The 17,250-nt window shown below is 64.4% G+C and carries 18 protein-coding genes and 1 pseudogene; 2 read left to right on the plus strand and 17 right to left on the minus strand.

Annotation, left to right across the window (positions count from 1 at the left end; translation table 11 throughout):
- The 12 genes from AB4Y84_RS01390 to moaA form a co-directional block, all read right to left on the minus strand.
- On the minus strand, positions 1–220 hold a 220-nt coding region (locus AB4Y84_RS01390; RefSeq protein ID WP_442249690.1), incomplete at its 3' end, for a respiratory nitrate reductase subunit gamma.
- Positions 217–897 carry a nitrate reductase molybdenum cofactor assembly chaperone gene (gene narJ / locus AB4Y84_RS01395; protein ID WP_025874348.1) on the minus strand — a complete coding sequence of 227 codons (681 nt, stop codon included), beginning with the start codon at positions 895–897 and terminating at the stop codon, positions 217–219. The genes narJ and AB4Y84_RS01390, both read right to left, overlap by 4 nt.
- Positions 897–2,441, minus strand: a complete 1,545-nt coding sequence (gene narH, locus AB4Y84_RS01400; RefSeq protein ID WP_442244853.1) for a nitrate reductase subunit beta — start codon at positions 2,439–2,441, stop codon at positions 897–899. The genes narJ and narH overlap by 1 nt, the downstream gene beginning before the upstream one ends.
- Complete coding sequence (locus tag AB4Y84_RS01405) at positions 2,441–6,235, minus strand: nitrate reductase subunit alpha (protein ID WP_442244854.1); 3,795 nt, start codon at positions 6,233–6,235, stop codon at positions 2,441–2,443. Before AB4Y84_RS01405 ends, narH begins: the two co-directional genes overlap by 1 nt.
- A gap of 69 nt (positions 6,236–6,304) precedes the next feature.
- A complete protein-coding gene (locus AB4Y84_RS01410) occupies positions 6,305–7,723 on the minus strand; it encodes a NarK family nitrate/nitrite MFS transporter (RefSeq protein WP_442249691.1) in 1,419 nt (472 codons plus the stop codon).
- Between the two features lie 144 nt (positions 7,724–7,867).
- Positions 7,868–8,233: a hypothetical protein gene (locus tag AB4Y84_RS01415; protein WP_033831278.1), complete on the minus strand. Its 366-nt coding sequence runs from the start codon at positions 8,231–8,233 to the stop codon at positions 7,868–7,870.
- Positions 8,230–8,778 carry an NTP transferase domain-containing protein gene (gene mobA, locus AB4Y84_RS01420; RefSeq protein ID WP_033831279.1) on the minus strand — a complete coding sequence of 183 codons (549 nt, stop codon included), beginning with the start codon at positions 8,776–8,778 and terminating at the stop codon, positions 8,230–8,232. The genes AB4Y84_RS01415 and mobA overlap by 4 nt, the downstream gene beginning before the upstream one ends.
- Before the next feature lie 174 nt (positions 8,779–8,952).
- Positions 8,953–9,432, minus strand: a complete 480-nt coding sequence (locus AB4Y84_RS01425) for a molybdenum cofactor biosynthesis protein MoaE (RefSeq protein ID WP_033831280.1) — start codon at positions 9,430–9,432, stop codon at positions 8,953–8,955.
- Positions 9,433–9,435: 3 nt separating this feature from the next.
- Positions 9,436–9,696: a MoaD/ThiS family protein gene (locus tag AB4Y84_RS01430; protein WP_025874341.1), complete on the minus strand. Its 261-nt coding sequence runs from the start codon at positions 9,694–9,696 to the stop codon at positions 9,436–9,438.
- Entirely contained in the window at positions 9,696–10,949 is a 1,254-nt protein-coding gene (locus AB4Y84_RS01435; RefSeq protein ID WP_442249692.1) for a molybdopterin molybdotransferase MoeA, read from the minus strand. Before AB4Y84_RS01435 ends, AB4Y84_RS01430 begins: the two co-directional genes overlap by 1 nt.
- The gene (moaCB, locus tag AB4Y84_RS01440; protein WP_442249693.1) at positions 10,946–11,944 is read right to left on the minus strand and encodes a bifunctional molybdenum cofactor biosynthesis protein MoaC/MoaB; all 999 of its coding nucleotides are present in this window, start codon (positions 11,942–11,944) and stop codon (positions 10,946–10,948) included. The genes AB4Y84_RS01435 and moaCB overlap by 4 nt, the downstream gene beginning before the upstream one ends.
- An 8-nt stretch (positions 11,945–11,952) precedes the next feature.
- Entirely contained in the window at positions 11,953–12,933 is a 981-nt protein-coding gene (moaA, locus tag AB4Y84_RS01445) for a GTP 3',8-cyclase MoaA (RefSeq protein WP_117310564.1), read from the minus strand.
- 194 nt (positions 12,934–13,127) lie between these two features.
- Here moaA and AB4Y84_RS01450 point away from each other — a divergent pair, with 194 nt between their 5' ends.
- Complete coding sequence (locus tag AB4Y84_RS01450; protein WP_025874337.1) at positions 13,128–13,532, plus strand: hypothetical protein; 405 nt, start codon at positions 13,128–13,130, stop codon at positions 13,530–13,532.
- Here the strand turns inward: AB4Y84_RS01450 and AB4Y84_RS01455 are convergent.
- Positions 13,526–13,855, minus strand: coding sequence for a hypothetical protein (locus AB4Y84_RS01455; RefSeq protein WP_025874336.1), 330 nt, complete (start codon positions 13,853–13,855; stop codon positions 13,526–13,528). The two genes, AB4Y84_RS01450 and AB4Y84_RS01455, sit on opposite strands and share 7 nt — an antisense overlap.
- Positions 13,856–14,452: 597 nt before the next feature.
- Here AB4Y84_RS01455 and AB4Y84_RS01460 point away from each other — a divergent pair.
- Positions 14,453–14,827 (plus strand): hypothetical protein, encoded by a 375-nt coding sequence (locus AB4Y84_RS01460; protein ID WP_442244856.1) that lies wholly within the window; start codon positions 14,453–14,455, stop codon positions 14,825–14,827.
- Positions 14,828–14,956: 129 nt separating this feature from the next.
- Here AB4Y84_RS01460 and AB4Y84_RS01465 read toward each other — a convergent pair whose 3' ends face one another.
- The 4 genes and pseudogenes from AB4Y84_RS01465 to AB4Y84_RS01480 all read right to left on the minus strand — a co-directional run bounded on the left by AB4Y84_RS01465 (position 14,957) and on the right by AB4Y84_RS01480 (position 17,172).
- Positions 14,957–15,268, minus strand: a complete 312-nt coding sequence (locus AB4Y84_RS01465; RefSeq protein WP_033831286.1) for a hypothetical protein — start codon at positions 15,266–15,268, stop codon at positions 14,957–14,959.
- A 412-nt stretch (positions 15,269–15,680) separates the two neighbouring features.
- Positions 15,681–16,329: pseudogene (locus AB4Y84_RS01470) on the minus strand (RHS repeat-associated core domain-containing protein); the annotation flags it as partial.
- A gap of 14 nt (positions 16,330–16,343) precedes the next feature.
- Complete coding sequence (locus AB4Y84_RS01475) at positions 16,344–16,916, minus strand: hypothetical protein (protein ID WP_312108846.1); 573 nt, start codon at positions 16,914–16,916, stop codon at positions 16,344–16,346.
- A 43-nt stretch (positions 16,917–16,959) separates the two neighbouring features.
- Positions 16,960–17,172, minus strand: coding sequence for a hypothetical protein (locus AB4Y84_RS01480; protein ID WP_312108848.1), 213 nt, complete (start codon positions 17,170–17,172; stop codon positions 16,960–16,962).
- Between the last annotated feature and the right edge of the window lie 78 nt (positions 17,173–17,250).

Below are 17,250 nucleotides of genomic sequence, written 5' to 3' on the forward strand. Positions count from 1 at the left end.
GGGTCAGCAGGCCGACCAGATGGCCGCCAAGGATGGCGAGGATACCGATGTGGAAGCAGTTGCTGCCGATCCGCATGCCCTTGTCCGACAGCATCTGGCTGGAACCGGTGCGCCAGGTGTACATGGCCTTGTCATAGCGCGCCCAGCTGCCGATCAGCAGCACCGCCACGGCAATGTACGGGTAGTACTGGAAGGCGAATTGATGCAGGTAGTAGTTCATGGCTGGACCTCACGATGCACAGGACGGGCCGGCGAGCGCGTCGGTGGCTTGCAGTCTTCAGCGGGCGCTTCGGCACCGAAACGCACCGCTTCCTCTTCCCACAACCGGTCCATCGCCTCGGCCGTATCGTCGCGGGGTTCCTCACTGGCGCGTTGCCGCAGCGCCTCCAGGTTGACCTTGCCGTCACCAGCTTCCACCAGGATCTCCAGCAGCGGCACGTGCGGCAGCTCACGCTCGGTGGCGCGCGCGGCCAGCATCCCGGCGATGTGGCCGATATGGTGCAGCCACTCGCGCGCTTCGGTCTCCGGCTGGTGGGCCAGGAACTCCAGCAGCAGCGGCAGGTAGTCCGGCAGCTCACGGGCATCCAGTTCGAAGCCGTTGCGGCGGTAGGTCTCCACCAGGTCCACCATGGCCTGGCCACGGTCACGCGATTCGCCGTGGATGTGTTCAAACAGCAGCAGGCTCATCGAGCGGCCACGGTCGAAGGTCGCCAGCCAGGCGGCCTGCGCATCCAACGGATCGCTGTCCAGCAACTGCTGTACGAAACCACGCAACTGCCTGCGCCGCGCCGGTGTCAGTGCCGCCTCATCGCACGCCGCCAGCAGTTCCTCGCCGTGCTGCCACAGTTCGTCGCGGGGGTAGTCCAGCAGCACCCCCACCAGCTTCAGTACGCTCATCACACCACCTCCTTGCGGCGGTGGTTCGGGCCGTTGTTCACCACGAAGCTGGTGCTCTTGCGCTGCCCGAACAGGTCGGCCGGGCTGTCGCCGTTGCAGCCGTTGCCGAATGTGAAACCRCAGCCGCCGCGCTCGCCGAAGGCATCGTTGGCGTACTCGCGGTGTGCGGTCGGAATCACGAAACGGTCCTCGTAGTTGGCAATGGCCAGGTAGCGGTACATCTCTTCAACCTGGGCCACGGTCAGCCCGGTCTGGTCCAGCACCGCCGTGTCTTCCACGCCGTCCACGTTCTTGGCCCGGCGCCAGGCGCGCATCGCCATCAGGCGTTCCAGCGCACGCACCACCGGCGCCTCGTCACCGGCCGTCAGCATGTTGGCCAGGTAGCGCACCGGAATGCGCAGCGAGGCCACGTCCGGCAACTCGCCGCTCATGCCGATGCGGCCACGCTCGGCGGCCGACTGGATCGGCGACAACGGTGGCACATACCAGACCATCGGCAGCGTGCGGTATTCCGGGTGCAGCGGCAGGGCCAGCTTCCAGTCGATGGCCATCTTGTAGACCGGCGACTGCTTGGCCGACTCCAGCCAGCTGTCCGGAATGCCTTCTGCACGTGCGGCAGCAATCACCGCCGGGTCATGCGGGTCCAGGAAGATGTCCAGGTGGGCCTGGTACAGATCCTTCTCGGCGGCCACCGATGCGGCTTCGGCAATGCGGTCGGCGTCGTACAGCATCACGCCCAGGTAGCGGATGCGGCCGACACAGGTTTCCGAACATACCGTCGGCTCACCCATCTCGATGCGCGGGTAGCAGAAGATGCACTTCTCCGACTTGCCGCTCTTCCAGTTGTAATAGATCTTCTTGTACGGGCACGCCGACACGCACATGCGCCAGCCACGGCACTTGTCCTGGTCGATCAGCACGATGCCGTCTTCCTCGCGCTTGTAGATCGCGCCCGACGGGCACGCCGACACGCACGCTGGGTTCAGGCAGTGCTCGCACAGGCGTGGCAGGTACATCATGAAGGTCTTTTCGAAGGCGCCGTAGATCTCCTTCTGTACTTCATTGAAGTTGTAGTCGCGCGAGCGCTTGCTGAACTCCGAGCCCAGAATCTCCTCCCAGTTCGGGCCCCACTCGATCTTCTGCATGCGCTCGCCACTGATCAGCGAGCGCGGCCGTGCGGTCGGCTGGTGCTGGCTGTCCTTGGCGGTGTGCAGGTTCTGGTAGTCGAAGTCGAACGGCTCGTAGTAATCGTCGATCTGCGGCAGGTCCGGGTTGGCGAAGATCTTGGCCAGCATCCGCCAGCGACCGCCAGCGCGTGGCACCAGCTTGCCGCTGCCGGTACGCACCCAGCCGCCGTTCCACTTCTCCTGGTTCTCCCATTCCTTCGGATAGCCGATGCCCGGYTTGGTTTCAACGTTGTTGAACCAGGCGTACTCGACACCCTCGCGCGAGGTCCAGACGTTCTTGCAGGTGATCGAGCAGGTGTGGCAGCCGATGCACTTGTCCAGGTTCAGCACCATCGCGATCTGTGCACGGACCTTCATCACACCACCTCCTTGGCCATTGCAGGAACACTTTCACCGGTCGCTCCTGCGCGTCCTGCGCCCGCGACACTCGAACTTCCCTGTTCATCGTCCAGCCAATCCACCTTGTCCATCTTGCGCACGATCACGAACTCGTCGCGGTTGGTGCCGCAGGTGCCGTAGTAGTTGAAACCGTAGGCCAGCTGCGCGTAACCGCCGATCATGTGGGTCGGCTTGAGCACGATGCGGGTCACCGAGTTGTGGATGCCGCCGCGGGTACCGGAAATCTCCGAACCCGGCACGTTGATGATGCGTTCCTGGGCGTGGTACATCATCGCCATGCCCGGCATCACGCGCTGGCTGACCACCGCACGTGCGGCGATCGCGCCGTTGACGTTGAACAGCTCGATCCAATCGTTGTCGACAATGCCGGCACTGCGCGCGTCGTCCTCGCTGATCCACACGATCGGGCCACCGCGCGACAGCGTCTGCATGATCAGGTTGTCGCTGTAGGTACTGTGGATGCCCCACTTCTGGTGCGGGGTGATCCAGTTCAGCACGATCTCCTTGTTGCCGTTCGAGCGCTGGTTGAGCAGCGGCTCGATGGTGCGGGTGTTGACCGGCGGCCGGTAGCTCATGAAGGCCTCACCGAAGTCGATCATCCACTCGTGGTCCTGGTAGAACTGCTGGCGACCGGTCACCGTGCGCCACGGAATCAGCTCGTGCACATTGGTGTAGCCGGCGTTGTAGCTGACGTTGTCGTCTTCCAGCCCGGACCAGATCGGCGAAGAGATGATCTTGCGTGGCTGCGCCTGGATGTCACGGAAGCGGATCGCCTCGTGTTCCTTGCCCACCGCCAGATGGGTGTGCTCGCGGCCGGTGAAGCCGCCCAGCGACTCCCAGGCCTTCACCGCCACATGGCCATTGGTTTCCGGGGCCAGGTGCAGGATCACTTCGGCCGCGTCGATCGCGGTCGAGATGGCCGGCCGCCCCTGGCTGACGCCCTCCTCGTGCACGGTGTGGTTCAACTTGCCGAGGAATTCCACCTCGTGCTTGGTATCCCAGTTCATGCCCTTGCCACCATTGCCGTGCTTGTCCAGCAGCGGCCCCAGCGAGGTGAACTTGCGATACAGGTTCGGGTAATCGCGTTCCACCACCGTCATCGACGGCATGGTCTGGCCGGGGATGGCCTCGCACTCGCCCTTCTTCCAGTCGGCCACGCCGAACGGCATGCCCAGCTCGTTGGGGGTGTCGTGCAGGGTAGGCACCAGCACCAGATCCTTCTCAACGCCCAGCACGCCGGGCGCCATCTCGCTCACGGTGCGCGCAACCTCCTTGAAGATGTCCCAGTCACTGCGCGATTCCCACGCCGGGTCCACCGCCTTCGACAGCGGATGGATGAACGGATGCATGTCCGAGGTATTGAGATCGTCCTTCTCGTACCAGGTGGCGGTGGGCAGCACGATGTCCGAGTACAGTGCGGTGGTGCACATGCGGAAGTCCAGCGTCACCAGCAGATCCAGCTTGCCTTCCGGCGCCTCGTCGCGCCACCTCACCTCCTCCGGCTTCACTGCGCCCATCTCGCCCAGGTCCTTGCCCTGCAGGCCGTGGCGGGTGCCCAGCAGGTGCCGCAGCATGTACTCATGGCCCTTGCCCGAAGAGCCCAGCAGGTTCGAGCGCCAGATGAACATCATCCGCGGGTGGTTCTGGATGGCATCCGGGTCGGCGAAGGCGAAGTCCAGCGAACCGTCCTTGAACTTGCCCAGTGCGTAGTCGGCAGGTGCCACGCCAGCCGCTTCGGCTTCGCGCACCAGCTGCAGTGGGTTGCGGTCCAGCTGCGGCGCACTTGGCAGCCAGCCCATGCGCACCGCGCGCAGGTTCAGGTCGGCCAGGCTGCCGCTGTACTTGCTGGCGTCGGCCAGCGGTGACAGCAGTTCGTCCACCTGCAGCTTCTCGTAACGCCACTGCCCGGTGTTGAAGTAGAAGAACGACGTACCGTTCATGTGCCGCGGCGGCTTGCTCCAGTCCAGGCCGAACGCCAGCGGCTGCCAGCCGGTCTGCGGGCGCAGCTTTTCCTGGCCCACGTAGTGCGCCCAGCCGCCGCCGGTCTGGCCCACGCAACCGCACATGATCAGCATGTTGATCAGGCCGCGGTAGTTCATGTCGTTGTGGAACCAGTGGTTCATGCCGGCACCGACGATGATCATCGAGCGGCCATGGGTCTTGTCGGCGGTACGCGCGAACTCGCGGGCGATCTCGATCACTTCCCCGCGCGACACGCCGGTGATGCGTTCCTGCCAGGCGGGCGTGCCCGGCACGTTCTCATCGAAGCTCCTGGCGACGTTGGCGCCGCCGAAACCGCGGTCCACGCCGTACTGCGCAAGCAGCAGGTCATACACCGTCGCCACCAGCGTCTGGCTGCCATCATCCAGCGCCAGGCGACGTACCGGAATGTTGCGATCCAGTACTTCCTCGGCCGGGGCGGCGGTCCAGCCGTCACTCTCGATGCCACCGAAATACGGGAAGCTGACCGCCTCGATGCCATCGTTGGCCTCGGACAGGCTCAGGCGCAGGCGCGTCGCCGCACCGTTGCTGGCCTTCTCCTCGATGTTCCAGCGCCCCTTCTCACCCCAGCGGAAACCGATCGAACCGTTCGGCACCACGATCTGGCCACTGGTCTCGTCGTAAGCGAGGGTCTTCCAGTCCGGGTTGTTGGCTTCGCCCAACCCTCCCAGCTCACTGGCACGCAGGAAACGGCCGGCCACCAGGCGGCCATCGGCGCGGCGCTCCAGGCGCACCAGCATCGGCATGTCCGAGTACTGGCGGCAGTAGTCCTGGAAGTACTGCGACGGCGAATCCACATGGAACTCGCGCAGGATCACGTGGCCGAAGGCGAACGCCAACGCGGCGTCGGTGCCCTGCTTGGGGTGCAGCCAATGATCGGTCAGCTTGGCCAGCTCGGAATAGTCCGGGCAGATCGAGACCGTCTTGGTGCCGTTGTAGCGGGCCTCGGTGAAGAAGTGCGCATCCGGCGTGCGCGTCTGCGGTACGTTCGAGCCCCAGGCGATGATGTAGCGGCTGTTGTACCAGTCGGCCGATTCGGGAACGTCGGTCTGCTCGCCCCAGATCTGCGGCGAGGCCGGCGGCAGATCGCAGTACCAGTCGTAGAAGGAAAGGCAGGCGCCGCCCAGCAGCGACAGGTAACGCGCGCCGGCGGCGTAGGACACCATCGACATCGCCGGAATCGGCGAGAATCCGACCACGCGGTCCGGCCCATACTGCTTCACGGTGTACAGGTTGGAAGCCGCGATGATCTCGTTGGCCTCTTCCCAGTTCAGCCGCACGAAACCGCCCATGCCGCGCCGGGTCTTGTACGAGCGCGCCTTTTCCTTGTCCTCCACGATGCTGGCCCAGGCATCCACCGGCCCCTGGGTCCTGCGTGCTTCGCGCCACAGGCGCAGCAGCGTGCCGCGGATCAGCGGGTACTTCAGGCGGTTGGCGCTGTACAGGTACCAGGAATAGCTGGCGCCACGCGGGCAGCCACGCGGCTCGTGGTTGGGCAAGTCCGGGCGYGTGCGCGGGTAGTCGGTCTGCTGGGTTTCCCAGGTGACCAATCCGTTCTTGACGTAGATCTTCCAGCTGCACGAACCGGTGCAGTTCACCCCGTGGGTGGAGCGCACGATCTTGTCGTACTGCCAGCGCTGCCGGTAGCTGTTCTCCCAGTCACGGCCTTCGCTCTTGGCAAACCCATGGCCATCGGCAAAGGGCTGGGGGTCACGCTTGAAGAACTGCAAGCGATCAAGAAAATAACTCATCGGGGGTCTCCCTTTGCGGACATCTGCATCGTGGCTGTGTGTGTCATCTGGCTGCGGTGCGTTTTCATGTCAGCAGGGCGTCTCAGCGCCACGCCGGTAGTACCACCACCAGGTCACGGCCAGGCAGGTGACATAGAAAACGACGAACCCGTACAGCGCCATATCGGGGCTGCCGGTCAACGTGATCGAAGAGCCATAGCTCTTGGGAATGAAGAAGCCGCCGTAGGCACCGATCGCACCAGAGAAGCCCACCACCGCAGCCGACTCGATGCTGGCCTGGTGCGCCGACGCGGCCTTGCCTTCAGCGTTGGCCCCTGCCGACAGGCGCTCATGCAGCGTGCGGAAGATCACCGGGATCATGCGGAAGGTGGTGCCGTTGCCGATGCCACTGAGCACGAACAGCGCCATGAAGCTGAAGAGGAAGCCGTAGAAGTTGCCGCCCTGGCCATCGCTGGGCAGGAAATGCAGCACGCCGAACACCGCTGCGATCATCAGCGCGAACACCCAGAACGTCAGCCGCGCACCACCCCAGCGGTCGGCCATGCTGCCGCCCACCGAGCGCATCAGCGCACCCAGCAACGGGCCGATGAAGGCGTAGGCCAAGGGGTTCACGGCGGGGAACTGGCTCTTCACCAGCATCGGGAAGCCAGCAGAGAAGCCGATGTAGGAACCGAAGGTGCCGATGTACAACCAGCACATCAGCCAGTTGTGCTTGCGGCGGAAGATCACCGCCTGCTCGGCGAACGAGGAACGCGCGCTGGTCAGGTCATTCATGCCGAACCAGGCCGCCACCGCGCAGAACGCAATGGYCGGCACCCAGATGAAGCCGGCATTCTGCAGGTACAGCGGTGCACCGCCCTCCACCACCGGCTGCGGCGCACCACCGAGGGCACCGAATACGCCCACCGTGATCACCAGCGGAATCACCGCCTGGGCCACCGACACCCCGACATTGCCCAGGCCGGCATTCAGGCCCAGCGCCAGGCCCTGCTTCTGCTTGGGATAGAAGAAGGAGATGTTGGACATCGACGAGGAGAAGTTCGCCCCACCAAAGCCGCACAGGATCGCGATCACCACGAACACCCAGTACGGCGTGGCCGGGTTCTGCACCGCAAAGCCCAGCCAGATCGTCGGGGCCAGCAGCGACGCAGTGGACAGCGCCGTCCAGCGGCGACCGCCAAAGATCGGAATCACGAACGAATAGAAGATGCGCAGCGTCGCGCCGGACAGGCTGGGCAGTGCCACCAGCCAGAACAACTGATCGGTGCTGAAGCCGAAGCCGATCTTCGGCAGGCTGATGGTCACCGCCGAGAACAGTACCCAGACCGAGAAGGCCAGCAGCAGCGAGGGAATGGAGATGACCAGGTTGCGGGTGGCGACCCGCTTGCCGGTGCGCTCCCAATAGCCGGGATCTTCCGGCGTCCAGTCGCTGATGACGCGACCGGGACTGGCAGTGCTGCGGACAACAGGATCGCTACCGACGGTCATACATGGCTCCAAGGCTGTGGAATGACGTGGGTACTGCTTTCAAGTTGTAACCCGTCGTCATGCAGCCATTAGGCCGTGCAGCAGCAACGACGGGGTTGATCTGGATCAATCAGGGGCGGGTTTTCAGCCTACCCCTGACAAATGTCAAACCGGTGACGCGGAACCGCGGCGGGTCACGCCACGCTGGCGCACGCTGTCGCGCACATCCACATCGAACTGCAGTTGCAGCGTGGTGCCGTCGTCCAGATACAGCGCAAAGGCCAGGCCATCGCGGCATGGCAGGCGCCCGGCCAGGTCCTCCACGGAAGACCGGGGCAATACCAGGCGGCAATCGGTGCCGCTGTCGAGCAGCACGGCCGATTCGCCACCGTGCAGCGAAACGGCGGTACCCCAACCACCACTGCCGCCGAACCGGGTCAGGTTCTCCACCGTTTCACCGGCCAGCAGCCGGGCCAGTTCGGCCTCGTCCAGGCGCAGACGCATTGTCTGTCCTTGCAACTGCACCTTCATGAGGCAACGTCCTCCCATTGGGTGGGGGTATTGCAGTTGATCAGGGCGCTTTCATCAGCGTGGGCCAGGCGCAGGCTCTGCGCATCCAGCCGGTGTTGCAAGGCCTGCAGGGAACGCGGGCCGAGGGGATCGTGGATCATGTTTTCGAGGATCGTGCGACTTTCATTGTCCACATTAAACAGCATCGGAAGCGGATGCCCGTCAAAGATCGTGCAAGCGCTGCGATGCCCGTCACGCAATTGCTGCAGCAGATCCGGGGTCAAGCGCGGCGTATCCACCGGAACTACCCAGGCCGGGCCATCGGGCATCTGCATCGCCACGCTGAACAGGCCTCCCAGCGGCCCGCAACGCGTGATCTGGTCGGGTATGCCACCGAAGGCAGGGTAACGCCCGCTCACCCAGACCCGGTCTGCCCCGGCCAGCCGCAAGGTGCCGCGCATGTGCTCCAGCAGGGTGCGCCCCTGCCAGGGCAGCAATGCCTTGTCGCGGCCCATCCTGCTGGACAGGCCGCCGGCCAGAAGGATGCCGGCAATGGGCGTTGTCACGCGGGAAACCCGACCACGCCATACGTGGCCGCTCCTGTCGGGCGCGAGGGGAAGGCGCCATCCACGCGTGGAGTAACCGTGCAGGTACGCCTCAGTAGAGCCACGCCATGCGTGGCTGCGTCTGCCAAGCGTGAGGGGAAGGCGCCATCCACGCATGGCGTGGATCTACTGGCGTCAGTGGTGCTCATGGGCCGGTTCACTGTCGGCGTGGCACAGCGTGCAGCCTTCGCTCCACTCGCTGTCGCCGTCCTCGTAATGTTCCTGCTTCCAGATCGGGCACTGGTGTTTCACCGCCTCGATCAACTGCCGGCACGCGCGGAACGCTTCATCACGGTGCGGGCTGCCCGCAGCCACCACCACCGCCACATCGCCAATGCCCAAGCGGCCCTTGGCATGCGCCACATACAGCTTCAGCTTCGGCCCGAACGTCGCCTCGATCTCCGCCGCCAGGCGCTGGATCTCGTTCAGCACCAGCGGTTCGAACAGGTCATAGGTGATGCCGGTCACCGGCCGCCCCACATTGAAGTCGCGCACCTTGCCGATGAACACATCGATGCCGCCGAATGCCGGGTCGGACACCGCCGCGATGCCTTCGACCGGGTCGATGGCTCGCTGCGCACGGTCCACCACCTTTGCCGTCACGTTGCTGCTCATGGCTCAGCCCCCGCTCACCGGCGGCAGGATCGCCACCTTGCCATCGGCAGGCAGCGCCTCGTGGTCACGCAGCACGCGCTGCTGGTCGGCAAAGGCAGAATAGTCCAGCAACCCGGCGCGGAAACCGGGAAAGCGCACCGGCAGCAGCTCTCGCAGCGCCTGGCGCAGGTCGGCCACCGTGCCACCGGCCACCTCCAGCGCAATCTCGCGGCTGTCATCCAGATCAGAAAACGCACCGAACAACTGCAGATTCACCTGCTTCATCATGACTCCTGGGTTGCCAGCTGCAGCGGGTCCTGGTGGCCCCAGCCCTGCACGCGCACCGGTGTGCCGGCCGCGACGAGGTCCCCCTCGCCCTCCAGCACCACCCAGGCGTTGGCCTGCAGCATGGATTTCAAACGGAACGATTCCTGCCCGGACAGCACGCGCGCGCTCAAGCGCCCCTGCGCGTCCACGTCCACCCGCGCACGCGCGTGGAAGCGCAGGCCCGGCGGTTTGCGCACATCGGCCTGCAACGGCAGCTGCAGCAGCGGCTCTGCGGCCAGGCCCAGCAGGCGACGCAGCACCGGTTCAACGAAGAAACGCTGCCCCACCGCCGCCGACACCGGGTTGCCCGGCAGACCGAAATACAGCGCGCCATTGGGCAGCACTGCAAACAACAGTGGCTTGCCCGGGCGGATCGCCACCTTGTGGAACACGATGCGGGCGCCGCGGGCGCGCAGCGCATCGGGAATGAAGTCGTAGCGGCCGGCCGACACTGCGCCGGTGCTGATCAGCACCTTCGCACCCGCAGCCAGCGCGTCGTCCAGCACCGCATCGAAGGCAGCCACGTCATCGCCTACCGTGCCCTGCCACACCACCTCCGCACCGGCGGCCTGCAGGCGGCCGATCAGGTAGGGCCGGTTGCTGTCACGGATCTGTCCGGACTCCAGCGCCTGCGCCGCTTCGGTCACCAGCTCCTTGCCAGTGGCAATGACCGCGACCTTCGGCCGTGCCACCACCGCCACCTCGGCCACGCCGATGGCGTGCAGCAGAGTGCGTGCATTGATGTCCAAGGCCTGCCCGGCCTGCAGCACGCGCTCGCCTTCTTCCACGTCCTGTCCGCGCAGGCGCACGTTCTGGCCAGGTTTCACCCCGCTCTTCAACGCAATGCGGGTCGGGCGACCCTGCTCGCTGGCAAGGATCTCCACGTTCTCGATCGGCACCACCGTATCCAGCCCAAACGGCATGCGCGCGCCAGTCATGATTTCCCAGGCGCCGTCGCCGCCCTCGGCACCGGCGTCGCCCGCCGCCTGCCAGCCCTGCACCACAAATTCGGTATCGCTTTCGAACGGCGTGCCATTGGCGCGCAGCGCGAAGCCGTCCATCGCCGAGTTGTCGAACGGCGGCAACGACTGCCMGCTGATGATGTCCGTGGCCAGGATGCGTCCACCCGCCTCATGCAGCGGCAAGTGTTCGGCCGGCAGCGGCGTGGCGGCCTCCATCAGGTGCTGCAGCGCTTCGCTGTAGGCAATCATGCGTGGCCACCGCCATCGACCATCGCCAGCGCRTGGCCCAGCACCGGCGCCAGAATGTCCAGGCACTGCGCGGCCGCACRCGGGCTGCCCGGCAGCGCAAACACCAGCATGTCATCCAGCTGCACCACCTCGGCCCGGCTCAGCCAGGCCATCGGCGTGTGCTGCGCACTCAACGCGCGCACCATCTGCGCCAAGCCGTGCACCGGTCGCGCATTCAACGAACGCAGCGCCTCCGGGGTCAGGTCACGCGGGCCAAGCCCGGTGCCGCCGGTACACAGGCACAGGCGCACGCCCTCGCCCGCCAGCGCACGCAGGCGACCCGCAAGCGGTTCGATGCCATCGGGCAGTACCTCGGCAGCCACCACCTCGCCACCGAGCGTCTGCAGCCCGCTCACCAGCTTCGGGCCGGACTCGTCGGCATAGCTACCCTCACTGGCGCGATCGCTCAGGGTGATCACCGCGCAGGCCGCACCGTTCAGGCCCTTCGGCGGGCGCGGCCTGAAGCGCGCGCGCTCACCCTCGTCCATGCCGTCGGGATGCAGCCACAGGCCGCGCTTGCCGCCCTCCTTGAACAACAGGCGGATGCCCTCGATGCGCAGCGCCGGCTCCACCGGCTTGCTCAGGTCGTACAGGGTCAGCAGTGCCGCGTTGACGCCGGCAAGCGCCTCCATCTCCACACCGGTGCGGGCCTCGCTGGCGCACTCGCACCACACGCGTATCGCCTGCCGCTCCGGCACCGGCGCGCAGTACACCTGCACCAGTTCCAGCGGCAGCGGGTGGCACAGCGGCATCAGCATCGAGGCCATCTTGGCGCCCTGCAGCCCGGCTATCTCGGCCATCACCAGCGCATCGCCCTTGGGCAACCGGCGCTCGACAATCAGCGGGTAGGCCACTGGCCCGGCATGCAGCTCGCCCACCGCCACCGCGCGGCGGCGGGTAACGCGCTTGTCACGCACATCGGCCATGTGGAAGGCCGCAGTCAATTCACCACTCATCGTGTTCCTCATCCTCCAATCGAAGCCAGATGCGGGGTCAACCCGGTCTGGCCCTGATGCAATCCGTGCCCGGCCGCTTTCAGGCCAAGCTGTGTGGTGATGCGTGCCAGCAGCGCGTCCTGGTCGTCGTCGCTCTGCAACAGCGGGCGCAGCGGCACGCCGAATTCGCCGAACAGGCACAGCCGCAGGTCACCCTTGGCGGTCACCCGCAGGCGGTTGCAGCCCTTGCAGAAGTCACGCGAGTACGGGGCGATGATGCCCACCGTGCCGCGATGCTGCGGGTGGCTGAACTCGCGTGCCGGGCCGGCATCGGCCGCGCGCGGGCGCTCGTGCCAGCCAGCGGCCAGCAGCTGCTCGATCACCACGTCGGCGCGCAGATGGTGGCGCTGGAAATAAGCTTCGTTGTCGCCGGTACGCATCAGTTCGATGAAGCGCACGCTGAAAGGACGGTCGCGCAGGAAGTCCATCCACTGCGGCAGCTCGTCGTCGTTCAGGCCGCGCAGCAGCACCGCGTTGAGCTTGATGGCCGGCAGGCCAAGTGCCTGCGCCATCTCCAGCCCCTGCTGGATTTCCGGCAGGCGGTCGTGGCCGGTGATGGTCCTGAAGCGCTCGCGCTGCAGGCTGTCCATGCTTACGTTCAGCGCGGTCAGGCCGGCGCGGTGCCAGCCCGGCAGGCGACGCGGCAGCAGCGTGCCGTTGGTAGTGATGGCCACCTTGCGGATGCCCGGCACGGCCGCCACCGTGGCGATGATCTCGTCCAGGTCCTTGCGCAGACTGGGCTCGCCACCGGTCAGGCGGATCTTGGTCATCCCCAGCATGGCAAAGGCGCGCACCAGGCGCGCGATCTCGTCCACCGCCAGGAAGCGCGGGCGGCCGTCGGCCCGGTAGCCATCGGGCAGGCAGTAGCTGCAACGGAAGTTGCAGGCCTCGGTCAACGACAGGCGCAGGTAAGGAAAGCTGCGCCCGAATCCGTCGGTGAGTTGGCTCATGGCTGGTCCACCTTGTTGTTCCACCGTCTTGCCTGTGCCCGGAACGGCCCGGATACCCTCGCCTGCTGAGACTGACGCCAGCCTACGCGGCAGGCATTGGCAGCGGGATGACTTAAATCAATCGCCGCCGACCACGCCGCCCGGACGTTATGGCAGCATGCGGCTTTCCGTGCAGCGTGCGTGTGACAGCCATCATGATGATGAATGATTTCCAGCAATTGCTGCAGGCCGCCAGCGAACAGGCCGAACCGCAACGCCTGCTGTTCGTATTCGCCCGCGCCGACCTGCCCGAATCGCCCACCGACGACCAGCGCGACCGGCATGACCGGCGTGAGGGCGGCACCCTGTCGCCTGTGCTGTGCGTGGACAAGCTGCCGGCCGAGGTGCCGAGCTTCCAGGCACTGGCCAGCGAGTCCACCACCACCGGCGTGGAGTGGGACATGGTGTTCGTGGCGGCAATGGATGGGCGTGCAGGCTTCGCCCCCAGCACCGACGAGGCCACCCGCCCGCTGCGGCTGATGGTCAACGCCATCAACGACGGCCAGATCGGCCGCTTCGCCGCCTTCGACCGCAGCGGTGAGCCGATCCAGTTCTATTGAGTCACCAGCTGCAGGGTCAGGAAGAAGATCACCAGCACCGTATTCAGGCCCCAGGCTACGGTCAGCCCGCGCGCGGCAACACCCAGGTTCGGGGTCCGCGCGGTGGGCGCCGCGCGCCAGACTGCGGGGATGATCCAACCGGTATAGAGCAGCAGCACGGCGAACATCGCCAGCACCAGTGTGGTGCGCTGGTTGGCGAGGGCCCAGAGGGCAACGGCCCAGAGCATGTTGCTGGGGATGACCCCTTGCAGCCAGAAGACGTTCCAGAGGCGTGAACGGCCTTGGGTGTCGGGCGTGGGATGCAGAGACGCGGTAGCTGTCATAAGTCTCCTTTGTGTTTAGGAAACGTGCTGGGCAAGCCTGCGCTTGGTGGCGGGGAACGTCAAGGCGCGACGGAAACGGTAGCGCCGGGCCATGCCCGGAGGAGTGCATCCGTGCGCCACACCACGTTGCTCGCCGGGCATAGTCCAGCGCTACCCATGGCTTGTCGCCATCAACCCGCTCACACATCCCGCGCATCCCCTACAACCACGACCCCTGTCGCAGATTGCCTGGTCGCGGTGGACCAACGCGGCAGCCAGCGCTGCCAGTACTTAACAGCGTGGTTCAATGCCGAAAGCGTCTCCAATCGTGAGTTATTTGCAACTTCTCTGATTGGCATTGCACAGCGACGCGGGCTCAGATGGCGTGCCACCGAAAACGGGTGGCCGGGTTTCGAATCCCGCGTTGGCGTTGAGTGATTGCGCTTGCCAGCCGGCGTCCACATTCCGTGGCGCCGGCTGGCAATCCGTCTGCCGGCTATGGCGGGCGGTGCGTGGGGGCGTTCGCGCCCACCGGCTTGACGTCAACCCGGATTCGAACCACGTACCGCCCGCCACCTCTGTGTGGCGGCTACCGATTGCCTTGCACGGAGCCTCGCCATGAACGGATCTGATCTTCCCCACCTGCACGCCTACCGTGACCCGGCCAATGCCGATGACCTGGCAGAGGCTGTGCCCTGCGCGGATGCGCATACCCTGATTGCCAACCTGAAGCGCATCGGCAAAGGCGCCGCCGCCGACGGGCAGCCCTGGCCAGAGCGACACCAGTTGCACGGGCGCTGCATGGCGCTGGCCGATTCGGATTGCGCGTTGGCCGGGTTGCGGGTGGTACAGGAAGTGCTGCTGGCGGCCGAGCGGACCCGGCAGAACGGCGAGCCCGAGGACTATGTGGGCGACCGGGTGATGGAGGGGCTGATGCTGGCGTGCCTGGCGTTGAGTGCGCAGGCTGTGGGGCGGTTGCAGGTGGAGGGGTGAACGGGACTCGCTTGGAATGCACCTTGCGCCTCCAGGCTCACCAGCGAACGGGAAAAAGCCCACCGGCACTGCAGCCCCCCCCCTTTGTCTCGCGTGTTACTCCGTCTCAACAACAGCATTGCCCCTCGCTCACTCGCCTGCCGCCCTCTTTCCGGATAGAGCAACCAGAAAGATCAGAACAAGCGCGATGCACACTGCCACGTTGAACAAGAGGATGGGCCGTATGGCGAGGTAGAGCTCACCGACTCCCAGAGAAAAAGACCCATGATTTGCCTGCGAACCCAGCGCTCTGGCAATGATCTGAATCCACACAAGTGCAGCTATCTGAACAACAACGATTCCGATCGAGGAGAACAGCCGTCTGGTAGGAGTTCTGCCGACCATTGCGAAATACGTAAGTACCGAGAGAACTGCGTAGAAAGTAACCAGCGTCCATATCATTGTCCTATCCCCCGCAGCCGCAGCCCGTAGGCCTGTTCCCCAACATCTCATGCATCGCTCTGATTGCACCGGCGTCGATATCGGCTCTGCTATCCATATCCCAGTTGTATGGTCGCCCCTGGAACACGTCTGCGATGTCATACACCATACCCGCGAGACTCGTCACCCCCCAGCCAACTGGGCCCCAAAGGTAGGCGRCACCATATCCCGCAACGTAGTTTCCGAAGCTCTCTGCACTCAACCTATTTCCGTCCACCAAAAAGGTATCTCGATCCTTTCCGATTCGACCATCATTCTTTGCCCTATAGTCAAGAATGGTGGTGCTATTCAAAAAAACCATCGTGACTCCAAGTGGATTGAGGGCGCTGCGCCTTGCGTACGTCAGTTCCTCGTTTGTCTCACATGCTGAATAGTCTTTCAGTCCAAGCGGATCCGTCCGGCCTGCAGGCATAGCAGATGAATAGAGATAGCTGTTGATCCCGCCACTCAGACCAATCGGATCACTCTGCGAATACCGCTCCACTGCGGGGTCATACTCGCGCTGGTAGTTATAGAACAGCCCACTCGCATCCGTCGACTGCTGCCCGGGGAAGCGCAGCGCCAAGTCGAACGCCACGCCATCGCCATCCGGATCAGCACTAGGAATCTGATCACCGAACACTTCGCTCTTGTTGCTCCACTCCCAGATCGCAACATCGTGCACGGGGTCGATCACCACGCGCGGCGTGCCTAAATGGTCCGGTTGGACGTAGGCCAGTTCCGGTACGCCCGCGCTCGGCACATTGATCAGTGCCACCGGATAGTTGTCCAGCCAGATCGACTGTTGCTGCGCCTGCCCCGTGGCCGAATAGTTGCCCAGCCACTGCCCTGCTTCGTCGTACAACGTGATCTGAGCCGCACCACCGGCCGGCTTGCGCAGCACGCGTTCGCCGCGATGGTTTTAGGCGTAGCTTTCCTGCACGGCATTACCCTGCTTCACCGCGTTCATGCGGTTGGTATCACTGCAGGTAAACGATCTGCTGCCAGAGCGTGGTATTCCCTGCTGCGTTAGGGCTACGCGCAGCGAGGCGATTCGCTACCGTCCGCTGCCCCAGGAGCTGCCGCCGACCAATCGAGCCGTCTGAACAGACCACGTCTCCAGAAGATGCTGCGCGCCCGATTCACCACCATTCTTCAGGACGGAGATAATCGCATCCAATCTACGTTGGACCGCACTGGACATTGGCAAAGCCAGGAGATTCTTCAGCGTGGCATCCGCCGCCAAGAAATCGCCAAGCCGAATGGCGGATATGTACTTTATCCATTCGGAGTAGTCGTTCCTGAAGTCAAGGTCGTCAACATAGATCAAAAGGTCTGCCGCAGTTCTCACCCTCTCAAGATTTTCGACGTACTCAGTATGCATGCCACAGAAGAAACGTTCATCTCCTTTCGCAACTGCAACCCTCTGGCCTAGAGACATGTGCAGGAACGGCAAATCATCATAGGTCGGAAGTACGAAGGTCCATAAGTAGATAGCAGACGGTGCAGGGTCTATCGCAAACCCAGAGATCACATCTCGCGTATACGAGGCAATCAAGAAATTTCCAACGACCCGCATGCCGCTTTTCTTCGCGTCCTTTTTCAATCTCCGCAGATCAAACGCTCTCATGCTATGCCTTCCTGGAGGGCTGAGGAGCTCCCTGTTTCATGTCTCACACATTAAGAATCCGCCGGATGACCGGAGAGTCGATCAGCAGGTTCTCGCCGAGCGCTTTCGCAAGATCCTGCAACTCGGCAGACCATCCCTCAACCTGCGGAAGCGCCACCCTGGTGAACAAGGTCCTCTTCCCATCTGCCCCCACCCGAAAAACAACCAATTCCTTTGCATCTTCATCAACACAGACGAGATGGTCATGCGTATTCATTGTCAATTGGTCCATGTATTCAATGGCGGAATAGGGCTTCCGCTAAGACACGCAGCATATCTCTGCGTCGCCGACGCA

Source organism: Stenotrophomonas sp. 2YAF22, assembly GCF_052114665.1.
GTDB classification, from domain to species: domain Bacteria; phylum Pseudomonadota; class Gammaproteobacteria; order Xanthomonadales; family Xanthomonadaceae; genus Stenotrophomonas; species Stenotrophomonas indicatrix.